Source organism: Alloactinosynnema sp. L-07 (assembly GCF_900070365.1).
Lineage (GTDB): Bacteria > Actinomycetota > Actinomycetes > Mycobacteriales > Pseudonocardiaceae > Actinokineospora.
This window is the reverse complement of the sequence record NZ_LN850107.1, coordinates 672,640-693,337: the sequence shown is the minus strand read 5'-3', so window position 1 is coordinate 693,337 and position 20,698 is coordinate 672,640. Positions and strand designations below refer to the sequence as shown.

22 protein-coding genes are annotated in these 20,698 nt (G+C 71.9%); 5 read left to right on the top strand and 17 right to left on the bottom strand.

Annotation, left to right across the window (positions count from 1 at the left end; genetic code table 11):
* Positions 1–19: 19 nt before the first annotated feature.
* The 3 genes from BN1701_RS03500 to BN1701_RS03490 all read right to left on the bottom strand — a co-directional run bounded on the left by BN1701_RS03500 (position 20) and on the right by BN1701_RS03490 (position 2,484).
* Positions 20–1,045: a 6-phosphofructokinase gene (locus BN1701_RS03500; protein ID WP_054055584.1), complete on the bottom strand. Its 1,026-nt coding sequence runs from the start codon at positions 1,043–1,045 to the stop codon at positions 20–22.
* Positions 1,046–1,139: 94 nt separating this feature from the next.
* Positions 1,140–1,643 (bottom strand): polyadenylate-specific 3'-exoribonuclease AS, encoded by a 504-nt coding sequence (locus tag BN1701_RS03495; RefSeq protein ID WP_054045428.1) that lies wholly within the window; start codon positions 1,641–1,643, stop codon positions 1,140–1,142.
* 85 nt (positions 1,644–1,728) lie between these two features.
* Positions 1,729–2,484 (bottom strand): 1-acyl-sn-glycerol-3-phosphate acyltransferase, encoded by a 756-nt coding sequence (locus BN1701_RS03490; protein ID WP_054045426.1) that lies wholly within the window; start codon positions 2,482–2,484, stop codon positions 1,729–1,731.
* 229 nt (positions 2,485–2,713) lie between these two features.
* Between BN1701_RS03490 and BN1701_RS03485 the strand changes: the two genes are divergently transcribed.
* The gene (locus BN1701_RS03485; RefSeq protein WP_054045424.1) at positions 2,714–3,475 is read left to right on the top strand and encodes a carboxylesterase; all 762 of its coding nucleotides are present in this window, start codon (positions 2,714–2,716) and stop codon (positions 3,473–3,475) included.
* A complete protein-coding gene (locus BN1701_RS03480; RefSeq protein WP_054045422.1) occupies positions 3,472–3,939 on the top strand; it encodes a hypothetical protein in 468 nt (155 codons plus the stop codon). The genes BN1701_RS03485 and BN1701_RS03480 overlap by 4 nt, the downstream gene beginning before the upstream one ends.
* A 159-nt stretch (positions 3,940–4,098) precedes the next feature.
* Here BN1701_RS03480 and BN1701_RS03475 read toward each other — a convergent pair whose 3' ends face one another.
* Genes BN1701_RS03475 through BN1701_RS03450 form a run of 6 tightly spaced genes read right to left on the bottom strand, consistent with a single transcriptional unit; the run spans position 4,099 to position 8,224 of the window.
* On the bottom strand, positions 4,099–5,040 hold the full coding sequence (locus tag BN1701_RS03475; protein WP_054045420.1) for an ROK family protein: 942 nt from the start codon (positions 5,038–5,040) through the stop codon (positions 4,099–4,101).
* Positions 5,037–5,429 carry a hypothetical protein gene (locus BN1701_RS03470; RefSeq protein WP_054045418.1) on the bottom strand — a complete coding sequence of 131 codons (393 nt, stop codon included), beginning with the start codon at positions 5,427–5,429 and terminating at the stop codon, positions 5,037–5,039. The genes BN1701_RS03475 and BN1701_RS03470 overlap by 4 nt, the downstream gene beginning before the upstream one ends.
* Positions 5,426–6,574, bottom strand: a complete 1,149-nt coding sequence (locus BN1701_RS03465) for an ArsA family ATPase (RefSeq protein ID WP_054045415.1) — start codon at positions 6,572–6,574, stop codon at positions 5,426–5,428. The genes BN1701_RS03470 and BN1701_RS03465 overlap by 4 nt, the downstream gene beginning before the upstream one ends.
* A 13-nt stretch (positions 6,575–6,587) precedes the next feature.
* Complete coding sequence (locus BN1701_RS03460; RefSeq protein WP_054045413.1) at positions 6,588–7,025, bottom strand: SRPBCC family protein; 438 nt, start codon at positions 7,023–7,025, stop codon at positions 6,588–6,590.
* Between the two features lie 19 nt (positions 7,026–7,044).
* Positions 7,045–7,833 (bottom strand): metallophosphoesterase, encoded by a 789-nt coding sequence (locus BN1701_RS03455; protein ID WP_054055583.1) that lies wholly within the window; start codon positions 7,831–7,833, stop codon positions 7,045–7,047.
* A gap of 10 nt (positions 7,834–7,843) precedes the next feature.
* Positions 7,844–8,224: a hypothetical protein gene (locus BN1701_RS03450; protein ID WP_054045412.1), complete on the bottom strand. Its 381-nt coding sequence runs from the start codon at positions 8,222–8,224 to the stop codon at positions 7,844–7,846.
* Between the two features lie 83 nt (positions 8,225–8,307).
* Here BN1701_RS03450 and BN1701_RS03445 point away from each other — a divergent pair, with 83 nt between their 5' ends.
* Entirely contained in the window at positions 8,308–9,291 is a 984-nt protein-coding gene (locus tag BN1701_RS03445; RefSeq protein WP_054045410.1) for an AMP-binding protein, read from the top strand.
* Here the strand turns inward: BN1701_RS03445 and BN1701_RS03440 are convergent.
* From BN1701_RS03440 to BN1701_RS03415, 6 genes are all read right to left on the bottom strand, one after another.
* Positions 9,284–10,423 (bottom strand): glycosyltransferase family 4 protein, encoded by a 1,140-nt coding sequence (locus BN1701_RS03440; RefSeq protein WP_054045408.1) that lies wholly within the window; start codon positions 10,421–10,423, stop codon positions 9,284–9,286. The genes BN1701_RS03445 and BN1701_RS03440 overlap by 8 nt on opposite strands.
* Before the next feature lie 70 nt (positions 10,424–10,493).
* Positions 10,494–11,828, bottom strand: coding sequence for a hypothetical protein (locus BN1701_RS03435; protein ID WP_157367752.1), 1,335 nt, complete (start codon positions 11,826–11,828; stop codon positions 10,494–10,496).
* A gap of 72 nt (positions 11,829–11,900) precedes the next feature.
* A complete protein-coding gene (locus BN1701_RS03430; RefSeq protein WP_054045405.1) occupies positions 11,901–12,962 on the bottom strand; it encodes a C40 family peptidase in 1,062 nt (353 codons plus the stop codon).
* A gap of 430 nt (positions 12,963–13,392) precedes the next feature.
* Positions 13,393–13,578: a hypothetical protein gene (locus tag BN1701_RS03425; RefSeq protein ID WP_054045403.1), complete on the bottom strand. Its 186-nt coding sequence runs from the start codon at positions 13,576–13,578 to the stop codon at positions 13,393–13,395.
* An 80-nt stretch (positions 13,579–13,658) separates the two neighbouring features.
* Entirely contained in the window at positions 13,659–15,419 is a 1,761-nt protein-coding gene (locus tag BN1701_RS03420) for a D-alanyl-D-alanine carboxypeptidase family protein (RefSeq protein ID WP_172803178.1), read from the bottom strand.
* Positions 15,420–15,527: 108 nt separating this feature from the next.
* Positions 15,528–16,889 carry an NYN domain-containing protein gene (locus BN1701_RS03415; RefSeq protein WP_054045400.1) on the bottom strand — a complete coding sequence of 454 codons (1,362 nt, stop codon included), beginning with the start codon at positions 16,887–16,889 and terminating at the stop codon, positions 15,528–15,530.
* A gap of 288 nt (positions 16,890–17,177) precedes the next feature.
* Here BN1701_RS03415 and BN1701_RS03410 point away from each other — a divergent pair, with 288 nt between their 5' ends.
* The gene (locus BN1701_RS03410) at positions 17,178–18,896 is read left to right on the top strand and encodes a DEDD exonuclease domain-containing protein (protein WP_054045398.1); all 1,719 of its coding nucleotides are present in this window, start codon (positions 17,178–17,180) and stop codon (positions 18,894–18,896) included.
* Positions 18,897–18,987: 91 nt separating this feature from the next.
* Here the strand turns inward: BN1701_RS03410 and BN1701_RS03405 are convergent, their stop codons facing one another.
* On the bottom strand, positions 18,988–19,416 hold the full coding sequence (locus tag BN1701_RS03405) for a YbaB/EbfC family nucleoid-associated protein (protein ID WP_054045396.1): 429 nt from the start codon (positions 19,414–19,416) through the stop codon (positions 18,988–18,990).
* A gap of 80 nt (positions 19,417–19,496) precedes the next feature.
* Between BN1701_RS03405 and BN1701_RS03400 the strand changes: the two genes are divergently transcribed.
* On the top strand, positions 19,497–19,781 hold the full coding sequence (locus tag BN1701_RS03400; protein ID WP_054045394.1) for an Lrp/AsnC family transcriptional regulator: 285 nt from the start codon (positions 19,497–19,499) through the stop codon (positions 19,779–19,781).
* Here BN1701_RS03400 and BN1701_RS03395 read toward each other — a convergent pair.
* A complete protein-coding gene (locus tag BN1701_RS03395) occupies positions 19,778–20,665 on the bottom strand; it encodes a serine hydrolase (RefSeq protein WP_231949468.1) in 888 nt (295 codons plus the stop codon). The two genes, BN1701_RS03400 and BN1701_RS03395, sit on opposite strands and share 4 nt — an antisense overlap.
* Positions 20,666–20,698: the final 33 nt, after the last annotated feature.

The window sequence follows — 20,698 nt, the reverse complement described above, 5'->3', positions numbered from 1 at the left end:
CCATAACGCGCCCGCGGGATCAGCCGAAGAAGATCTCGGCCTCGGCGTACCGCTCCAGCGGCACGGTCTTGAGCTCCGCGGTCGCCTCGGCGAGCTTGACCCGCACGATGTCGGTGCCGCGCAGCGCCACCATCACGCCGAAGTCGCCGTCGGCCACCGCGTCGACGGCGTGCAGGCCGAACCGGGTGGCCAGCACCCGGTCGTAGGCGGTGGGCGTGCCGCCGCGCTGGGTGTGGCCCAGGACCACGGCGCGGGACTCCTTGCCGGTCTTGGCCGCGATCTCCTCGGCCAGCCACGTGCCGACGCCGCCGAGCCGGACATGCCCGAAAGCGTCCTTCTCGCCGCTGGCCAGCACCTCGGCGCCGCCCTCGGGCAGCGCGCCCTCGGCCACCACGATGATCGGCGCGTACTGCCGCTCGAAGCGCCGCTGCACCCACTCGATGACCTTGTCGACACTGAACGGCCGCTCCGGCACCAGGATCACGTTGGCCCCACCCGCGAGGCCGGAGTGCAGCGCGATCCAGCCCGCGTGCCTGCCCATGACCTCCACGACCAGCGCCCGGTGGTGGGACTCGGCGGTGGTGCGCAGCCGGTCGATGGACTCGGTGGCGATGTGCACGGCGGTGTCGAAGCCGAAGGTGTAGTCGGTGGCGTTGAGGTCGTTGTCGATGGTCTTCGGCACGCCGACGACCCCGATGCCGTCCTCGGTGAGCCGCTTGGCCACCCCGAGCGTGTCCTCGCCGCCGATCGCGATGAGCGCGTCGACGCCCAGTTCGGCCAGGGTCGCGCGGATCTTCTCCGGACCGCCGTCGACCTTGTAGGGGTTGGTCCGCGAGGAGCCGAGGATGGTGCCGCCGCGGGTCAGGATGTCCTCTACCTCGGCGAGTCCGACCGGCTTGGTGTTGCCATCGATCGGTCCCTGCCAGCCGTTGCGGAACCCGACGATCTCCCAGCCGTGGCCTTCGATCCCCTTCCGGACCACCGCCCGGATGACCGCGTTGAGACCTGGACAGTCACCGCCGCCGGTGAGCACGCCGACCCGCATGAGCCCCTCCTGGACCTTGACCGAGACAGTGACCGTCGTCACCGATGTCGACGCCCAGCCTGCCGGCTACTGAATCGGTGTAGCAAGCAGGGGGCTATCCGGCGACCTTTTTGCGCCACTCAGCTTCGATGATGCGCCAGCGGACGAGGTTGTGACGAGCGTCGGCGAGCGCGTCGTGCGCGTCGTTCGGCGGGGTCGGCAGGTGCGGCTTGCCCACGTCCTCCCAGCGCTGCCGCAACTCCCGGGTGAAGCGCGGGATCTCCCGCGGCAGCGCGGGCATCGCCCCCCACAGCTGCCCGAGCACCACATGGTCGTAGGCGCCGAACCAGGCCCACAGCTCGATCTTGTCGCGGGACTTGGGCGTGGTCAGGAACTCCAGCAGCCGCTTGCGGATCGTGGCCCGGTCGCACCACGCCTTGTCCGCGGGCGATGGCAGCTTGTCCAGCACGTTGTCGCGCACCCAGGGACCGGCCTTGGCCGGGTCGAACTCAGTGGAGACCGCGTAGAACTCACGCCCGTTCTCGTCCACCACACCGATCGACACCAGGTCGATGGTCGTTCCGTCCTCGATGAACTCGCAGTCATAAAAGAATCGCACCGAGCGAGACTAGTTGAACCGACGCAGACTCACGGCCGAACTCAAGCGGCTGCGGGACGAGAGCGGGCTGCAACGCCATGGTTGGCTAGCTGGCCTCGGTCTCCGGGACGCGGGCCTCGCGCTTGAGTTGGGTGGGGACGTCGGTGACCGCGCCCGCCTTGTGGGCGGCCTCCAGTTCCTTGGCCTTGGCCGCGTAGATGTCGACGTACTCCTGGCCGGACAGCTCCATCAGCGCGTACATGATCTCGTCGGTGATCGAGCGTTCGACGAAACGGTCGCCCTCCAGGCCCGCGTAGCGGGAGAAGTCCAGCGGCTTGCCGACCTTGATCCGGATCGGGTAGGGCCGCCACATCTTCGAGCCGATGGGGTTGGCCTTGTCGGTGCCGAACATGGCCACCGGGATCACCGGCACGCCCGCCTCCAGGGCGATCCTGGCGATGCCGGTCTTGCCCTTGTAGAGGCGGCCATCCGGCGAGCGGGTGCCCTCCGGGTAGATGCCCATCAGGTGACCCTCGCGCAGCAGGCGCACGCCGGTGTCGATCGCGGCGCGGGCGGCGTTGCCGCCGGAGCGGTCGATCGGGATCTGGCCGAGGCCGGTGAAGAACCACTTCTTGAGCCTGCCTTTGATCCCCGGCTCGGTGAAATACTCGATCTTGGCGGGGAAGGTCACCCGGCGCGAGACCTTCAGCGGGAGGAAGAACGAGTCGGAGACGGCGAGGTGGTTGCTCGCGAGCAGGGCGCCGCCGTCGGCGGGAATGTGCTCCGCGCCCTCGATCTTGGGCCGGAAGAACAGCCGGAGCAGCGGCCCCAGGAAAACCCACTTAATCAACCAGTACACCACTTGACCAGCGCTCCTGTTCTCCCCGCGTCCCGATCCGAGCCTACGAAGCCCCGGTGGCCTGGCACAACAGCGCGCCGGAGCGGTAACAAGAACACACCGACTCGAGACACCGAAGTCACCCGGGTACACAACGATGAAACCGGGTGCCCGGATCCGGGCCGCACTGTGTCCAATCGTGCGACGATGGCCACAGCCCAGGCTCGCCAGAGCTGATCATAGGAGGAGCGGGGTGCCCGCTATCGAAGGCGCGCAAGCCTACGCGCACGATGGTTCGACCGAGATCGGCGTCGTCCTGAGCCACGGCTTCACCGGTTCGCCGTTCAGCATGCGGCCGTGGGCCGACCACCTGGTCGAGCAGGGCTACAGCGTGCGGGTGCCGCTGCTGCCCGGCCACGGCACGCGGTGGCAGGACATGAACCGCACGAGTTGGCCGCAGTGGTACGGCGCGGTGTCGGCGGCCTTCGCCGACCTGCGCGGCCGCTGCGACAAGGTGTTCATCTTCGGTCTTTCGATGGGCGGCGCGCTGTGTCTGCGTCTCGCCGAGGACGAGGGCGCCGACGTCGCGGGGATCGTGCTGGTGAACCCGTCGGTCATGACCCTGCGCAAGGAGATGCGGTTCATCGGCGCGCTGTCGAAGGTCGTGCCGTCGCTCAAGCCGATCAGCGACGACATCGCCAAGCCGGGGATCACCGAACACGCCTACCCGCGCACGCCGCTCAAGGCGGTGCACAGCCTCACCCGCCTGTGGGCCGACGTCCGGCGCGACCTGCCCGCCGTCGAGCAGCCGCTGCTGGTGCTGCACTCCGCGGTCGACCACGTGGTCGAGCCGGAGAACTCGCGGGAGATCCTGGCCGGGGTGTCCAGCGCGGACAAGACCGAGATCATCCTGGAGAACAGCTACCACGTGGCGACCCTCGACCACGACGCCCCGCTGATCTTCGACTCGAGTGTGGAGTTCATCCGCCGCGTCGCCGCGGGTGAGCGGGTGTGAGCGGCCGCCCCGGCGACGGCCCAGATGACGTCGACGCCGCCTTCGCCGAGATCGTCGCCGATCTCGAACGCGAGGGCGTCGGCCGCGACGTCGGCACCCGGCGCGACCAGTTGGTCGACGAGCCCGCGACCGAGCCGACCCCGGTGGTGGAGGCGGGCCCGGTGACCGCGGCGTGGCGCGGCCACGAGGCCGAGTTCGACTGGGCGGGCGACGACGACACCGAGCGCTACGTGCCGCCGGAGCCCCCGCCGCTGCCGAAGCTGCGCCCGCTGACCGTGCTCGCGCTGGTCCTGCTGGTGATCGGCGTCCTGCTGCTGGTCCTGCCCAGCCTCATCGGGCTCGACGCCCGCGTGGCCACCCCGATCGCGCTGATCTCGCTGGCCTCGGGCATCGGGCTGCTCCTGCTGCGCGTGCGCAAGAACCCGCCGACCTACCCCGACGGCGACGACGGGGCCCAGGTCTAGATGATTGATTCCTAACTATCGCCTGGTATCGGCTGGTCCACGGCGTCGCTGCCAAGGCGCAGGGACAGCGCGCGTACCGGGTGTACGTGGCTGTTCCTGCAACGCGGGCAGCGGCGTCGTGGGCCGGTCGAGACCTGGTGATAGTTAGGAATCAATCATCTAGGCGCCTGATTCGATGGCCAGTGTCGCCGCGCCGACGATGCCCGCGTCGTCGCCGAGGTGGGCGGTGCGGATGCGGGCCAGCGGTCGGTGCCCGGCCCCGGTCACCATCGACTGATAGTGGTCCCGCGCCGCGTCCAGGAACAGTGGGCTCGACTCGGACACGCCGCCCGCGATGACGATCAGCTCCGGGTCGTAGACGTCGGCGACGAGCGCCAGCCCCTCCCCCAGCCACCGCGCCAGCTCGGCCATCGCGCGGCGCGCGATCGGGTCGCCGTCGCGGGCCGCCGCGGCGACCTTGCGGCCGGTCAGCGAGCCCGGCTCGCGCGCCTCGCGGGCCAGCGCGGTCGACCGGCCCCGGTACTGGGCCAGGAAGTCCAAGGCGGTGGCACTCAGCGCCGTGCCGCTGCAGTAGCGCTCCCAGCAGCCATGCTTGCCGCACGCACACGGCCGCCCGTCGGGCACCAGCCGCAGGTGCCCGAGTTCCGGCGCGACGCCGTGAGCGCCTCGGAACAGCGTGCCGTCGAGCAGCAGGGCGCCGCCGATGCCGGTGCCGATGGCCACCAGCAGGCCGACGCGGGCCCCGCGCAGGGCACCGAAGTGGTACTCGGCGACCGCGGCGGCGTTGGCGTCGTGCTCCAGCACCACCGGCAGGCCCAGCCGGTCGGCGATCCGGTCGGCCACGGGCACCGCGCGCCACGCCAGGTGCGGGGCGAACATCACCGTGCGGCGGTCGTTGGCCACGAACCCGGCCACCGCCAGTCCGACCGCGTCCACCGGATGCCGCTCGGCCAGTGAGCCCACGACCGAGCAGATGACGTCCTCCAGCTCGGCCTCCCCGCTCGGGGTGGCACCGCGGGCGGTGTCCAGGATCGCCCCGCGCGAGTCGACGACCCCGGCCCGGACGCTGGTGCCGCCGACGTCGACACCGATTGCCGTCAAGGCGACTGCGGCTCTCGGCGTCGCACCTCGATGCGCTGCACGCGAGGGGATGCGGGCTCTGGCTCGGGTTCGGGGCGGAAGCCCGGCATGTGCGGGTCGGCCTCCGGGTGCCAGCGGTCGGCTAGCACCGCGCGCAGCAGGGCGACGATGTCGGCGACCCGGTCGAGGCTCTTGCTCGCCAGTTCGTTCGGCTCGCCGCGCAGCAGGGCGATCAAGGCGCACAGCGGGCACCAGCCGCAGGCCGCGGGCGGGCCGTCGGCGGGTTCGTGCTCGTCGTGGGTGCTGACCGTGACCCGGTCGAGCCACGGCCCGGCGCGTTCGGCGACCGCGGCCAGCAGCAGGCGCAGTTCGTCGGCCAGCCGCGTCCCCGGATCCTGTGTCGTGGTCACGGGCGCTCCTCACGGCCGAGCGCGAAGCGAAGCACCAGTCCGGCGCCGTCGGCTTCGGCGTCGATGACGGTGTAGCGCCGCAGCATAAGCGGCAGCGCGACGAGCCTGCGCACCCCGTCCACAGTGACCGCCAGATCGTCCTCGATCCGGACCAGGTCGAGATCGCCGCCCTCGGGCAGCGGCAGCGAGACGGTCAGCAGGTAGTCCTCGCCGTCGGCGTCCACCGACAGCAGCGGCACCCCTGGCCTGCGCAGGCCGTCGAGCGGGTCGATGCCAGGGTAGAGCTCGTCGGCGAGGTCGAGCAGCGGCGCGGTCCCGATCGGCTCGGCGGCGCGGTGTTCGACCACATGCAGCGACAGCGGGGTCGAAGCGTCCAATTCGGACAGTACGGCGTCCTGTTCGGACCGCCGGGTGCGCAGCCACTTGGCCGCGGACCCCTGCCACAGCCGCGACTTGGGCACCAGCCGGTTGGCGATCAGCGCGTCGACGTGCACCCCGCGCAGCGCCAGCGCGGCCAGGGTGCGGCGGGTCTCGGCGACCACCAGGCGTTCCGGGGTCAGCACCAGGCGCACGCTGGTGGTCTCCGGGTCGGTCAGCACGGCGCGCAGCCCGGCCAGGTGCTCGGCCAGCGCGCGCACCGACTCCGCGGCCGAACGCAGACCGGGGACCACCCCGCGGAACGAGCGGTCCAGGTAACCGGCGATGGCCTCTGGCAAAGCCAACAGCCGCAAGGTCTCCGCGGTCGGGCCGCAGTCGACGACCACGACCTCCCACGGTCCGACCTCGGCCAGCCTGGCCACTTCGGACAGCGCGAGCAGCTCGTCGACGCCGGGCAGGACGGTCAGTTCCTCGGCGTCGAGATCGGCGATCCCGGCACCGGCGAACACCCCGCGCAGCTGGGCGCGCAGCCGCGGCCACGATCGGTCCACGAGCGCGCGGGCGTCCACATGGGCCGCGTAGAGCGCGGTGTCCACTTCGGACGGCTCGGTGCCCAGGGTCACCCCGAAGGCGTCGGCGAGCGAGTGCGCCGGGTCGGTGGACACCACCAGCGCCTTGCGGCCGGACGCGGCGAGGCGGGCGGCCGTCGCCGCGGCCAGGGTCGTCTTGCCGACCCCGCCCTTGCCGGTGAAGAGCAGTATCCGCACCCGTGGGCCCCTCTTAGTGCTGTTCGACCCGCCGCTTGAGCTCCTTGAGCGCGGTGTCCATGACCATCTTCTCGGCCTTGCGCCGGAACAGGCCGATCATCGGCACGACCAGCTGGACGGAGAGCGTGTAGGTGACCGTGGTGCGGCCGTTGGCCTCGCTCAGCGCGTAGCGCCCCTTCTGGGAGCGCTGCATCTGGCCCTTGACCAGGTTCCAGTCCACCGACAGGCCGTCGTCGGCCCAGTCGTAGGCCAGGGTGTAGACGTCCTTGAACGGCCCGGCGTCGAGGGTGAAGGTGACCTGCTCGCCACGCCCGTCCTCGAAGCGGGAGAGCACCTCGGTCTGCTTGACCGCGGCCGCCCACGTCGGATACGCCGCGAAGTCGGCGATCACCGCCATGATCTGCTCCGCCGGAGCGTCGACGACGATGGACTGGGTGGACTCGTCGGCCATAGTCCCGCAGGTTACCTGGTCACCAGCGCAGCACGTACGGGCACTCGGTCCGCTGGAAGTGTCCGACGTTGGCGCACTCGGTGCGCCCGACCCGCATCCGAGGCGCCAGCGGCTGGTGGACGTGCCCGAACACCGCCCAGCGCGGCCGGGCGCGGTGGATCAGGTCGAGCAGCCCGGCCGACCCGATCTCAGCGCGTCGGGCCATCACGTCGTAGGTCAGCTCGGGGACCTCGGGCGGGATGTGGCTGCACAGCACGTCGACCTCGCCCAGGCCCGCCACCGCCGCGTCGAACTCGTCGCGGGTGCGCAGGTAGGCGACGAACGGGCCGGTCCGCCTGGGCTGGATGTGCGGCGGGAGCACCGCGCCGCCGACGAAGCCGAAGCGCAGGCCGTCGATCACGGCCACGTCGCCGTCGAGGACCTCGATGCCGTCGCCCGCGAACTCCGGCCACAGCGCGGGGAGGTCGACGTTGCCCGGGGTCGCGTAGGTCGGCACGGACATCGCCGCGAACAGCGTCTTGTACTGCTCGCGAACGGCCTCCTCGACCATCGCGGCCGGGTCGTCCAGGCTCCCCCACAGCTCGCGGGCGTAGGCCGACGCGGCGCCGTGCCGGCGCGCGCTGCGCAGCCCGGCGAAGACCGACACCTTCTCAGCGCCGAAGATCGAGCCCAGGATGCCCCGGGAATAGTCGTGGTAGTCGACGAAATCGATCAGGTCGCCGAGCACCACGAGCGCGTCGGCACCGTCACCCGCTCGGGCCAGAGCCTCGGCGTTGCCGTGCACGTCGGAGACCACATGAACCCGCACCGGGCCCACATTACGCGGGGGCCGGGGCGCACCCGGGCGCTCGCCCGTCCTCCAGGACGGCTTTCAGCCGCAGCGCCAGCGCCTTGGCGGCGAGCTGACGTGCGGTGATCTCCTTGCGGACGGCCTTCGGCTGGGCCGGTTGGGGGAAATCGGCGCGCAGGAAGTAGTGCACGACCGTCCCGTCGAGTACCGCCTCCAACCAGACCTCCATGGTCCCGACCAGCGCGCCGCCGACCGTCCAGCGCAGGCCCTCGGCGCCGCGGTCGGCGTAGACCTCCAGCTTGAGGTCCGGCCAGTACCCGCGCCAGGCGGCTGGGTCGGCGAAGGCGGCGGCCACCACCTTGGGCGGCACCACGATGAACGTCTCGTCCACGACGTCGACTTGCGGCATTCCCGCAGCATGACATGCCACCCACGGGCGGCGCGCACGGCGGGTGGGGCTAGTTTCGTCGCGAATCACCTGGGGAGGGCGACATGCGGGAGCAGGGCGTGGCGGTGGCCGACGAGGAAAGCCTCACCGACATGGTGTGGGCCAACGCCGACCGCTTCGCCGACGCGGTGGCGCTGCGGCGGCGGGTGGACGGCTCGTGGATCGACGTCACCACCGCGGACTTCGCCGACCAGGTGCTGGCGCTCGCGCGGGGCCTGATCGCCATGGGCCTGGAACCCGGCGACCGGGTCGCGCTGCGGTCGCGCCCCAGCTACGAGTGGACGCTGCTCGACTTCGCGATCTGGACCGCGGGCTGCGTGAGCGTCCCAGTGGCGGACGACCACGCCGTGAAGGCCGAGTTCGTGGCAACGGAATCGGGCGAGTTCACCCCGGCCATCGACGAACTCGTCGCCTTGGGCGCGGGCGTTGATCCACGCGAGGTGCACGCCCGCAGGCTGTCGGTGCGCGCGTCGGACGTGGCCACGGTCGTGGACGGCGCCGAACTGACCCACCGCGACCTGCTGACCGGCGTCCGGTCCACGATCGCCGCGTTCCCCGAACTCCTGCGCCCTGGCACCGCGACCCTGGTGTTCCTGCCGCTCACCGGCCTGGTGTCGCGCGTGGTGTCACTGTGCTCGGTCTACGCCCGCACGACGCTGGGACACCTGCCGACCACCGAGACCCTCGCCGCCGACCTGGCGACGTTCCGGCCCACGTTCGTCGTGGCCGACCCGGCGGTGCTTACCGATGTGTACCTCACGGCCCGTGCCGCGCAGGACGACCGGCTGTTCACCGCCGCCGAACAGATCGCGGTGTCGTTCAGCAAGGCGCCCACGCTGGCCCTGCGGGTGCGGCGGGCGGCCATGAGCAAACTGGTCTACCGCGGCGTCCGGGCGATACTCGGCGGGCGGTGCGAGGCGGTGATCCTCGCCGAGAACGGCCTGGACGAGGAACTGGGCCACTTCTTCGGCGGCATCGGGGTCCAGGTGCACCCCTCCCCGACCTTCCTGGCGGCCACGGCTAACTGAGTCGGTAGGTGGTCTCGCCGGTGAGCAGGTGGGCGAGTCGGTCGGCGCGGTCGGACCACCGCCATGACTCCTGCATCCACTGGCGTCCGGCGGCACCCATGGCCGCGGCCGCCGCCGGGTCGGCCAGCAGGGCACCAACGCGGTCGGCCAGGTCCGCCACATCGCGGCCGTCGACCACGTGGCCGGTCTCGCCGTCCAGGACCGTCTCCGGGGCGCCGCCGGACCGGCCGACGATGACCGGCAGCCCGGTCGCGGCGGCCTCGAGGAACACGATCCCCAGCGCCTCGACGTCCAGGCCGCGGCCATGCGTGCGGCACGGCATCGCGAACACGTCACCGGCGGCGTAGTGGGCGGGCAGTTCCTCCCACGGCACCGACCCGGTCAGCACCACGTCGACGCCAACCTGCCGGGCCAACGCCTCCAGCCGCGCCCGGTAGGGACCGCCGCCGACCAGCAGCAGCGCCGCGTCCGGGACCTTCGCGCGGATGGCGGGCAGGGCGCGGATCAGCATGTCCTGCCCCTTGCGCGGCATCAGCCGCGACACGCACACCACCGTCGGGCGATCACCCAGACCGTGCCGGGCCCGGATCTCCGCGCGGGCGGACGGGTCGGGCCGGTAGACGTCGGTGTCGACGCCGGACGGCAGCAGCTCCAGCGCCGCGCGCGGCCCGAACGCCGCGGCGAACCGGGTCCGGGTGTAGTCGCTGACGTAGGTCACCACGTCGGTCGTGCCGCCGATGCGCCGGATGGCCTGCCGGGCCCCGGGCAGCATCGACCAGCCGACCTCGTGTCCGTGCGTGCTGGCCACCACCCGACGCGCCCCCGCGGCCCGCAGCGTGGGGCCGAGCAGGGCCAGCGGGGCGGCGGCACCGAACCACACCGCGTCGCAGCTCTCCGCCCGCAGGATCTCCTTCGCCCGCCGAGCCACGTCCGGCGTCGGCAGCATCAGCTTGCCGGGGTGGCGCACCACGGGGAACGGCTGCTTGGCGTCGAAGTCGGCCGCGCCGTCCCAGGCGGGGGCGTAGACGACGAGGTCCTGGCCGGGCAGGCGGGTGGCGAAGGAGTGCAGGTAGGTCTGGATGCCGCCGGGGCGGGGCGGGAAGTCATTGGTCACCAGCAGCGTCCGACGCATCCGTCCAACCTATTGGCTGGCGGTGTGGCTCTTGCAGGTAGGTCTGGATACCCCGCAACAGCCCGCCCGGCTAGCCGATTGTCTCCTGCAGGTAGGTCCGCCACTCGCGCAGCAGGCCCGCGCGGTCCAGGTCGAGTACCCGGCGCAGCAGGTCGTCGGTGTCCCCCGCCGACATCGGCCCAGCTCCACCCAGCTGCCGGTACAGCGTGACCAGGCGGGCCTCGCCGTAGCGGTCGGCGACGAACCGGGCGATGGACCACGCCTGTTGATAGGCGAGGTCTAGTTCCTTGTCCTTGCCGCGGAACGCCCGGTCCTCCGGCAGCGCCGTCGGCGGACCCGACTCCTGGACCTGCCGGGCCAGGTCGGGCGCACCCTGGAGGAGCCCGATACCGCTGTCGCGGTACCCGACGTAGTCGGAGAAGCCCTCCAGCAGCCACATCGGCGAGCCGTCCACGGTCACCGACCGGGCCGCGACATGGGTGATCTCGTGCCGCAGCACCACCCGCAGCGACGCGATCGACAAGGCCCTTGCCCCCATCGGGCTCAGGATCACCCGCTGGCCGGTGGTGGCTCGCTTGGCGGTGTCGACCCGGTCGGCGGTGGCCACCGCGACCACCGACTCCACCGGGAAGTCCGGACCCACCAGCGCCCGCATCTCAGCGGCGCCGTCGGGCAGCAGCAGCGCGACCCGCCCCGACCACTCGCCACCCCACACCTTGCTGACCGCCTCGACGGCCGGGTCCAGCTCCCGCACCAGCCGGTCGACCATCGGCTGGCTGCCCGGATGGGCCAGGACCAGCCCACGCGCGGTCGTGGTGACCAGGCACGGCCCGAAGTCCCACGGTCCGCGCCAGGTGCGGCGACCGATGTCGGCCAGGTCGGTGTCCGACCGCAGGTACCAGGCGCCCGCCCGGTGGACGAACAGGTAGCCCATCGCCCGGCTGGTCGGGGTGGCGTCGATCCCGCCGAGCGCGTAGCGCAGGTCCACCGCGGGCGCCCACAGCTCCGCGCCGCCCGCCAGACCGGAGACGTCGAGGCTGTCGTCGTGGTTCAGGACGTAGGACCAGTGGTCGAACGGGACGCCCGCGAGGTTGGCGAACAGCGCCCGCTGGCTCTCCAGGAACGCCGGGTCGGCCTGCGGGTCCAGGCCTGCGAGGAAAGCGGCCTCGTCGCGGCGCAGGATCGCGTCGGCGCGGGCGGCGAGCAGGGTGGTGATGGCGTCGGTGCGGTCCGGGTCGGTGCCCACCGGGGCCGCGGGCTCGACCGCGCCCAGCGGCTGGCCCTGCGACGGCGGGCGCTGCGGCACCACCTGCGACGACGGCAGGGTGATGAGCGCCATCGCGGCGAGCGCGATGACGGCGACCGCCGCGCTCAACCAGGCGCGCACCCGAGCCCTCGTGGCCATCCAGCGATCCTAGGTGAGAACACAGTGGAGGCCGGCACCCAAGCGGGTGCCGGCCTCCACTGGAGAGATCGACTAGCCGACGATGCGCTTGGCACCGAGGTAGTCGCGGCCGCCGCCGTCGACGGTCGCGGTCTTCACCGGGACCCCCGAGGTGGAGGCGTGCACGATCATGCCGCCGCCGATGTACATCGCGACGTGGTGGATCGAGCTCGGGCTGCCGCCGTAGAACAGCAGGTCGCCGGGCTGCAACTCGCTTCGCGAGACCGACTTGCCCAGGGTGTACTGCGCACGGCTGGAGTGCGGCAGACTCACGCCCGCCGCGCGGTAGGCGTAGAGCGTCAGGCCGGAGCAGTCGAACGAGCCCGGACCCTCGGCACCCCACACGTAGGGCTTGCCGCGCTGGGCCAGGGCGACCTCCATGGCCTTGCCCGCCGCGCCGGGGGGCGCCAGGTACACGCCGTTGTCGACCGGGTTGGCCAGCTCGGTCTTCTCCTTGGGCGTGAGCCGGGTCTTGGCCTCCTCGACCTGCTTGATCTGCGTCTGCAGGTCGTCGCGGGTCTTGGTGATGTCGGCGGTCAGCTTCTCGGCCGTGGCCTTGGCGTCGGCGGCGCGCTTCTGGCCGTCCTCGGCCTGCTTGCGCGCCTGGCTCGCGGTCGCCACGGCGCTGGTGTACTTCTCCAGCGCGTTCTGGTTGTCGGAGGCGAGCACGTTGAGCGCGGAGGCGCGCTCGAGGAAGTCGTCGGCCGACGAACCGGTGAGCAGCGCGCTGATCTTGTTGAAGCGCGCGCCCTGGAACGAGGCGTTGGCCAGTTGGTCGACCTGACCCCGGAACTGCTCCTCCTGGGCCGCGGCCTGCTTCTCCAGCTCGCCCGCCTGCGCCACCTCGGCGGTCGCCTTGTCGAACTCGGCCTGCTTGGCCTGCAGGTCGGTCTGTGCCTTGAGCAAGTCCTCGTTGACCTTCTCGGCCTGCTTGCTCAGGTCTTGGAACAGCTTGAGTGCCTCCGACGCGGTGGTCGGCGGCTGGATAGGGGCGGGCTGGGCGTAAGCGGGACTCGGGGACATCCCGATCACCGCGATGACAGCGGTGACACTCAATGCTCCGCGCACAGCTCGCTTGAGTCGATGCGACGACACGTCGCGCGTACTCCTCACGTCCTCAGACCGCCGACGGGGCTGTCTCGGGCGCCAGAGGTGCTCGGGGGAACACCTCCGGCCGGATCGGTCGCGGTGCGCTTGTGACGCGCCGTTCTCGATCAACGACAACCCCACCGTGGGGGATTCCGGGTCAACCGAACGAGGCTGACTTCGGCGGCGATCTCGCGTAGCCACCTCGGGGTGGGCGACTGTCGGCCGCGAGATCTCGGACAGGTTACGAAACGTGAGCCTCCGCGTCTACCAGCGGCCCCGAAAACACAACGCGTTTTGTCCCCAAACACCAACGGAGCAGTCGCGACTGCGCGGTGTGACAACCACAACACCACAGTTCACCCGGCTGGGGAACCGTTCGGCGACGGCGACCAACCGCTTGGCGAATCGCCGACATCACCGCCGCCGATCACCGCCGTCAGGCCGATTTTTCGATCGGAATCAGCCGCAACCGGGGCACCAGACCGGCCCCCGCGAGCGCGTCGATGGCGCTGCGCTCGGAGCTGTCGAGATCGACGTTCGGCGGAGCGCCGAGCAGACAGGTGATCACACAATCCTGGCAAGCGTCGCCGCGGACCTCGCAGCTGTCGCAGTCGATGATCATTAACCGGTCCTTTCCGGTGCGGACGATCTCGTGTATCGCACTCTAGAAGAGGACACCGACAATTTCGCTCACGTGTTCGATCAGGCGCCGACGAATTCCCAGTGCCACGGTTCCTCGCGGCCCCGCCCCGGCTGCGCCCACGGCGGATTCGACCAGCCGAAAAGCGGCGCCGTCCTGGCCAGCCAGGCGTACTCGCCGGTGCCGAAGGTCTGCGCGCCACCGCACAGGTCGACCGCCAGGCCCCAGCCGTGGTTGCTGGTGCCGGGAACGGCGGCGAGGGCGGGTTTGACCGCGTAGAGGCGAACCTGTGCGGGAAACGTCCGATAGGAGTCGGTGACGCACAGCGGCCTGCCGAACGCCGCGCCGTGCGCCGCCGACAGCGCCCGCAGCGACTCGGCGGCGTCGCAGCGCAGCAGGTGGCTCCCGATGCCGACCGGGCAGAGGGCCGCCGCCGGGATTAGGCCGTTGGGATAGCCGCCCCACGCGCCAGCCGCCTCCCCCGCCGCCCGCGGCGGCAGCTGGACGCCGCCGCAGCGCCAAGGCAGCCCGCCGTCGGTCGCGCCGGGGACCGGCTGGGGCGGCCTGCGGGCCAGCGCGGGCCTGGCCACGCCGAGGACGGTGTCCCCGGCGGGCAGTTCGGTGACCACCACCCCCGCCAGTCGGGCGTCCGCGGCGAGCATGGTGCGCTGGTCGAGCACGATCCCGACGCCTTGCGCGCCGAGCCGGGCCGGGCCAAGGAAGACCAGGTCACCGGGCTGGGCGTCGGCGGTCGGGACGGGGGTGAGCACGCTCATCTGCTCCCCCACCGACGTGGGCACGCCGCCGTAGACAGCACGTACCAATCCGTCACAGGAGTACGCCGTCGGACCTTCGCCGCCCTTGCCAGGAACGTAGGGCTTGCCCAGGGCCGCGACCGCGCTGTTCACCGCGCCGAGCGTCTCCGCGGGCAGGACGAGCAGCCACTCACCGCCGGGCAACGCGGCCCGCGCGACACCGGCCTGTGGGGCACCCGTCGACCCCGGCAGCGGCGCCAGCCCGGCGGGCAGCCGGGCCGGGTCGGCCAAGGCGGCGGCCTTGGGCACGGTGATCCCCGCGGCCGCCAGCTTGTCGGTGTAGGCCCGCCAGTTCGCCGCCGTGCGCTCGTTGCGCTCCCGCTGAGCGGTCTGCTGGGCGACCACGGCGGCGTTGGTGTCGTCGACCTTGCCACGCAGCTCCGAGGACACCGCCGCGGCCCGGTTCGTCGCGTCGCCGGTGCGCCGGTCCAGCTCAGCCTTGCGCTCGGCGGCGGCCCGCTCGGAGCCCAGCGCGGTGTTCTCGGCCTCCAGCGCGGTCCGCTGCCTGCCGAACGCGGCGGTGAGCCTGCTGTCCTGGTCGGCGCGCAGCCGGTCGATCAGGTCGCTGCCCTGCAGGAAGTCCTCGGGGCTCTCGGCGATCAGCAGCGCCTGCATCTCGCTGGGCCGGGCCAGCGCGGAGTACATCGCCGCGGCGTAGTCGTCGACCTCCTCCTGCTGGGCGGCCACGACCTTGTCGGCGGCCTCCCGCTCGGCTTTGGCCCGGTCCACCTGCCCGGTGGCGGCGCGCAACTCGTCCTCGGCGACGCGGACCCGGTCGGACAGGTCCGCCAACTCGCGCTGCACGTCGGTGGCGGTGCGCTGCAGCTCGGCGACCTTGGGATCGGCGAACGCCTCGCCGGGGCGGGTGTCCGGCACCGGGGCACCCGGCCCGACCCCGGCCTCGACCTGGGGCGGCTGGTCGGGCTGGGCCTGGGCGACCGGGTGGACCAGCAGCGCGGTGACCAGCGCGACCGCGCCCGCGATCCGACCCCACCTGCGCAACGGCACTCCCTGACAGCAACACACTCAGCTGACTACTTATCAGTACTAGTTGTCAGTACTAACGGATGCGCGACAGCGGCGTCACGCGACCCACCCGATCGGGATGGTCTCGATTCAGACGCGCCCGAGCCGGGCCAGCAGCACCGCGGAGGGCACCGGGTGGGCCCCACGCCTGCGCACGGCGTCGGCCACCGCCCGGTCCGAGGTCACGACCACCACGGGGCGACCCTCGGGCTCAGCGGTGACCAGCGCCTTGATCACGTCGTCGGCGAGCACGCCAGGATCGCTGAACAGCACTCGCACCCCCCTCGGCGCCGCGACCGGCACGGCGACCACGCCCGCGCCGTCGAAGACCAGGGTGACCTCGGCCGACGTGCGGGCGGCCAACGCGGCCAGTTGGCGGACCAGGCGGTCGCGCTGGTCGGCCAGGGACAGCTCGGCGTAGCCGGTCTTGGTGACGTTGTAGCCGTCGACCACCAGGTGCACCGACGGCAGCGCCAGCAGCCGGTCCAGCGCGGCCGGGTCCTCGACCCGACCCACCACGCCCTGCGCCGCCGTCGCGCCGCGGACCAGGTCGGCCGGGCGCGGGCCGCCGCCGCCGAGGACCAGTTCGCGGCGCAGACCGGTGACGGCGCCGTCGAGGGTGTCGATGAGCAGGGCGAGGCGGACCTCGTCGGCCTGCCTGGCCTCGCGGGCGGACTGGCGGGCGATGTCGGCGTCGGCCTCGGCGCGCTCGGCCCTGGCCCGCTCGGCCTCGACCCGGTCGCGTTCGCGGTCGCGCTGCTCGGTGAGCGCGGACACCTCGGTGACGCACTGCTTCTGGACCTGCTCGATGGCCACGCGGGCGGACTCGGCGGCGTCCTTGGCCTCGCGCAGCTTCACCCCCTGGTCGCGCAGGCGCTTGCGCAGCCGCTCGACCTCGGCCTCGGCCTCCTCGCGGACCTTGCCCGCCGCGCCCGCCGACTCGTCGAGCAGTGCCTGCACCCTGGCCAGTTCGGCCTCGACCTTCTGCAACCGGGCGACCGCGGTGTCGCGCTCGGTGCGCAGCGAGATGTCCGACGCGCGGCGCGACACCAGCTCCAGGTAGTGCACCGCGCTGTCCTCGCCGAGCAGCACCGCTGCGGCGGCGACCGCGACCGGGTCGGTGCCGCCAAGGTCGAGCGCGGCGGGCCGGTTCTCCCTGGCCCACTGGACCACCGCGGTCCGGAAGCCGACCGAGTCGCGCAGGCCCGCGAGAATCGCGCCGCCGCCCAGCCGGGCGCGCTTGGCCGGGGCGAACCGCGCGACCGGGCGAACCGACTGCGGAATGTCCACCGGCGGCATCGATCCGACCGACTCGGCGCCCAGTTCGGCGAGCCTGCCGCGCACCGCGTCGGGCAGCGCGGCCCAGTCGACCGGCGCGGCCGCCCCACCGTCCACGTTGGACGGCTCAGCGGCGGACCCGTGGGGTCCGGCGAGCTCGGGCGAGTCAGGCATTGCCTAAGGTTAGTCTGCAGTTTGGCGTCGCCTCCGGCGACGCGCGCTCGGCCGCCTCAAGGTGATGCATCGGGCACGTGAACGCGCCGAAGCTAGATCCCCGCCGACACAACCGCGAGGGCTGTGAAGGGCACCACCGCTCGGCCGCGGTGACGTATCGGGTGCGTGAATGCGCCGACGAAGTCTGGCGTGTTCACGTGCCCGATACGTCACCTTGAGGCGGCCGAGCGCGCGTCGCCGAAGGCGACGCCGAATTACTGTCGGTGCGCTGATCTAGCTTCGCTGGTGATGACCACCGCACCCGCCATCCGCACCCAGCTCGCCTTCGACGAGTTGGGCACACCGCTGCGCGACACCACCTTCGTCGTGTTCGATCTGGAGACCACCGGCGGCAGCGCGGAGACCGACGCGATCACCGAGTTCGGCGCGGTGAAGATCCGCGGCGGCGAGGTCGTCGGCGAGTTCGCCACCCTGGTCGACCCCGGCCGCGGCATCCCGCCGGAGATCATCGCCCTCACCGGCATCACCGACGCCATGGTCTACACCGCGCCCAGGGTCGAGGCCGTGCTGCCCGCCTTCCTGGAGTTCGCCGCTGGCGCGGTCCTGGTGGCGCACAACGCGGGATTCGACGTCGGCTTCATCAAGGCGGCCTGCAAGCGCCTGGGTTACCGGTGGCCGAAACCCGCCGTCGTGTGCACGGTCCGCCTCGGCAGGCGGGTGCTCACCCGCGAGGAGGCCCCCAGCTGCAAGCTGTCCGCGCTGGCCACCCTGTTCCGCGCCTCCACCATGCCCACCCACCGGGCGTTGGCCGACGCCCGCGCCACTGTGGACGTGCTCCACGCCTTGCTGGAGCGGGTCGGCTCGCTGGGCGTGCAGTCGCTGGAGGAGCTGCTCGACTACCTGCCCGAGGTCACCGCCGCCCAGCGCCGCAAGCGCGGCCTCGCCGAGGATATCCCCAACGAGCCAGGGGTCTACCTCTTCCGCGGGCCGTCCGAAGAGGTCCTCTACGTCGGCACCGCCTCCGATCTGCGCCGCCGAGTCCGGCAGTACTTCACCGCCGGGGAGACCCGCAGACGCCTGCGCGAGATGGTCAGCCTCGCCGTCCGGGTCGACGCGATCACCTGCGCGCACCCGCTGGAGGCCGAGGTCCGCGAGCTGCGGCTGCTCTCGGCCCACAAGCCCGCCTACAACCGCCGCTCCAAGAACGCCCGCCACGCCTGGTGGATCACGCTGACCGAGGAACCCTTCCCCCGCCTGTCGATCGTCCGCCGCCCCCGCGACGGCGCCCTCGGCCCGTTCCGCAGCAAACGCCAGGCCGACGAGTCGCTGCTGGCCCTGCAGGACGCCACCGGGATCCGACCGTGCACGGTGCGCATCCCAGCGCGGTCCGCGTCCGCGAGCCCGTGCGCCCTGGCCGAACTCGACCGCTGCGGAGCGCCGTGCGCGGGCCGTCAGACGGTGGAGGAGTACCGGCCGTTCGTCAACGCCGTCGGCTCACTCGTGGCGGGCCATCGCCTGGATGCCTTGCACCACTTGGAAAGCAGGATCACGGAGCTGTCGACGGCCGAGCGGTTCGAGCAGGCCAGGTCCGACCGGGACCGGATGTGCACCTTGATCCGCGCGCTCGACCGGGGCCAACGGCTCGCCGCGCTCGCGGCGGTCGAGGAACTGATCGCGGCCCGGCCGGACTCGGCGGGCGGCTGGGAGTTCGCGGTGATCCGCCACGGCCGCCTGGCCTCAGCCGGAGTGGCCCGGCGCGGCGTCTCCCCGATGCCGGTGGTGGAAAGCCTGGTGGCGTCCGCGGAAACGGTGATCAGCGGCGAAGGCCCGTTGCGGGGAGCGCCCGCGGAAGAGGTCGGTGTGGTCCTGCGGTGGCTTGATCGGCCGGGCACCAGGATGGTGCGCTGCTCACGCCCGTGGACAGAGCCCGCACAGTGCGCGGCCCGGTGGCGGCCATGGCTGGACCGGGCCGACCGGGCCCGAGCCGCACTCGTGGTGCGGGACTAGGCGACTCGCCTGCCCGCACACGCACCGCGGAACTGGTCCACCGCCACCGCATCACCAAACGCCCGCACTCGCGGGCGCGGCGGCTATCGGGTCACCACTTGTCCGCGTCGCGGACGACCACTGTCCTGTCGGCGAAGTCCTCGTCATCGGCGGCGGGTGCGGGCGGCGCCGGGGTGGCGGCGGTTTCCGGCTCCGGCTCCGGGATGTGCTGGACGATGGCGCTGTCCCCACCAAGCGGAACAAAGGCTTGCGCGACCTTCCCGGCCGCCCCCTGCCGCGCCTTGCGCGTCAGGCCAAGGATCTCGGCCGCCAGCTCCGCGCCGGACTTGTTCAGCGCCGTGTCCTCCAGGCGCAGGTCCAGCAGCGCCCCGCTGGCCGCGACCGACACCGTCACCGACCCGTCAGCCGACGCCTCGGTCGCGCCGGAGGTCTCCACCGAGGTCTTGAACGCCGTGGCTTTCTGCTGGAGATCGGCCACCTTCGCCTCGAAGTCGGCCAGCCACTCATCCGGAGTCTGCACGTCGCTCTCCCCTGTCGTACGGTCGCGCGGGAAGCCTAATGCGTCCAGGGCATTAGGCTGGGCGAAACATGGGAGAACCGATGATCACGGCGATCGTGTTGATCCGGGCCGCGACCGACAGCATTCCCGAGACCGCGCAGGCCATCGCCGACATCGACGGTGTCTCCGAGGTCTACTCGTGCGCGGGCGATGTCGACCTGGTCGCCATCGTCCGGGTCGCCGTGCACGACGAACTCGCGTCGCTGATCCCCGATCAGATCAGCAAGGTCGACGGTGTCCTCGACACCGACACCCACATCGCGTTCCGGTCGTACTCACGCCAGGACACCGACGCTGCCTTCGACATCGGTGTAGAGGACGTCTAGAACTTCCCCGCGAAGATCAGCCGCGCGACCTCGGTGTCGGTGGCCTTGCCATCGTCGTAGCCGCCGCTGCCACGCAGGTTGTTCATGATCGCCAGGGTGTAGCGCTCGTCGGGGCCGACGAAGCCGACACTGTTCATCACCCAGCCGCCCTCTTCATCCGACCAACCGGCCTTGACCCCCGGCCGCGCCGCCGCGCCCGCGCCCCAGACGCCCCACTGCTGGTTCGCGGCCACCGACCGCATCCGCTCGACGATGGCGGCGCGGTCCTCGGCGGGCAGCTTGGTGAGCACGTGCGACATGAGCCGGTCGAGGTCGGCCGCGGTGCACTTTTGGTAGCCCCAGTACGGGAACACCTTGCTGAACCCAGGAATAGCTTCGACCGAGGTCAGCCCGTAGCGCGGAAAAGCCGCGTTGAACTCCTGGTGGTCGGCCCCGGAGTACTTGGTCCACAGCGCGGTGGCCGCGTCGTCGTCGGAGCTGTGCAGCATGGCATCGATAAGCGTGCGGTCGCCCGCGGACAGCTTGATCGCGCCCGCGCGGTCCCGGGTGAGGAGGTCGACCGCCATGGCCAGCTTGATCGTCGACGCGGTCCACGTCGACTCTTCGGCGTGGCCGTTGCGCCACACCGCCCCGGTTCGCAAGTCGCGCACCACGATCCCGACCGTGCCCGGCCGCTGGGCCACATACGCCTCGGCGGCGGCGAAGCGGTTCTGGAAGTCGCAGTCGAAGCCCGACTCCGGGTGGGGGCAATCGGCCGTCGCCGACACCGTCGTCGTCACCGGTGGGGCCTCCGGGGTACTAGTCGCGATCTTGGTGCAAGACAGTACGGCGAGCATCAGCACACCGCTCGCCGCCACGCCCATCCATCGCCTCAGCCCCCGCACTCGACCACGCTACCGGGTCTGACCTGGGAACAG

Excerpts from the sequence above, each read along its gene's own strand:
- BN1701_RS03410 (WP_054045398.1), top strand. The coding sequence starts at position 17,178 with ATGACCACCGCACCCGCCATCCGCACCCAGCTCGCCTTCGACGAGTTG.
- BN1701_RS03415 (WP_054045400.1), bottom strand. The coding sequence starts at position 16,889 with ATGCCTGACTCGCCCGAGCTCGCCGGACCCCACGGGTCCGCCGCTGAG.
- BN1701_RS03500 (WP_054055584.1), bottom strand. The coding sequence starts at position 1,045 with ATGCGGGTCGGCGTGCTCACCGGCGGCGGTGACTGTCCAGGTCTCAAC.
- BN1701_RS03435 (WP_157367752.1), bottom strand. The coding sequence starts at position 11,828 with ATGGCCACGAGGGCTCGGGTGCGCGCCTGGTTGAGCGCGGCGGTCGCC.
- BN1701_RS03445 (WP_054045410.1), top strand. The coding sequence starts at position 8,308 with ATGCGGGAGCAGGGCGTGGCGGTGGCCGACGAGGAAAGCCTCACCGAC.
- BN1701_RS03450 (WP_054045412.1), bottom strand. The coding sequence starts at position 8,224 with ATGCCGCAAGTCGACGTCGTGGACGAGACGTTCATCGTGGTGCCGCCC.
- BN1701_RS03425 (WP_054045403.1), bottom strand. The coding sequence starts at position 13,578 with ATGATCATCGACTGCGACAGCTGCGAGGTCCGCGGCGACGCTTGCCAG.
- BN1701_RS03440 (WP_054045408.1), bottom strand. The coding sequence starts at position 10,423 with ATGCGTCGGACGCTGCTGGTGACCAATGACTTCCCGCCCCGCCCCGGC.
- BN1701_RS03460 (WP_054045413.1), bottom strand. The coding sequence starts at position 7,025 with ATGGCCGACGAGTCCACCCAGTCCATCGTCGTCGACGCTCCGGCGGAG.
- BN1701_RS03400 (WP_054045394.1), top strand. The coding sequence starts at position 19,497 with ATGATCACGGCGATCGTGTTGATCCGGGCCGCGACCGACAGCATTCCC.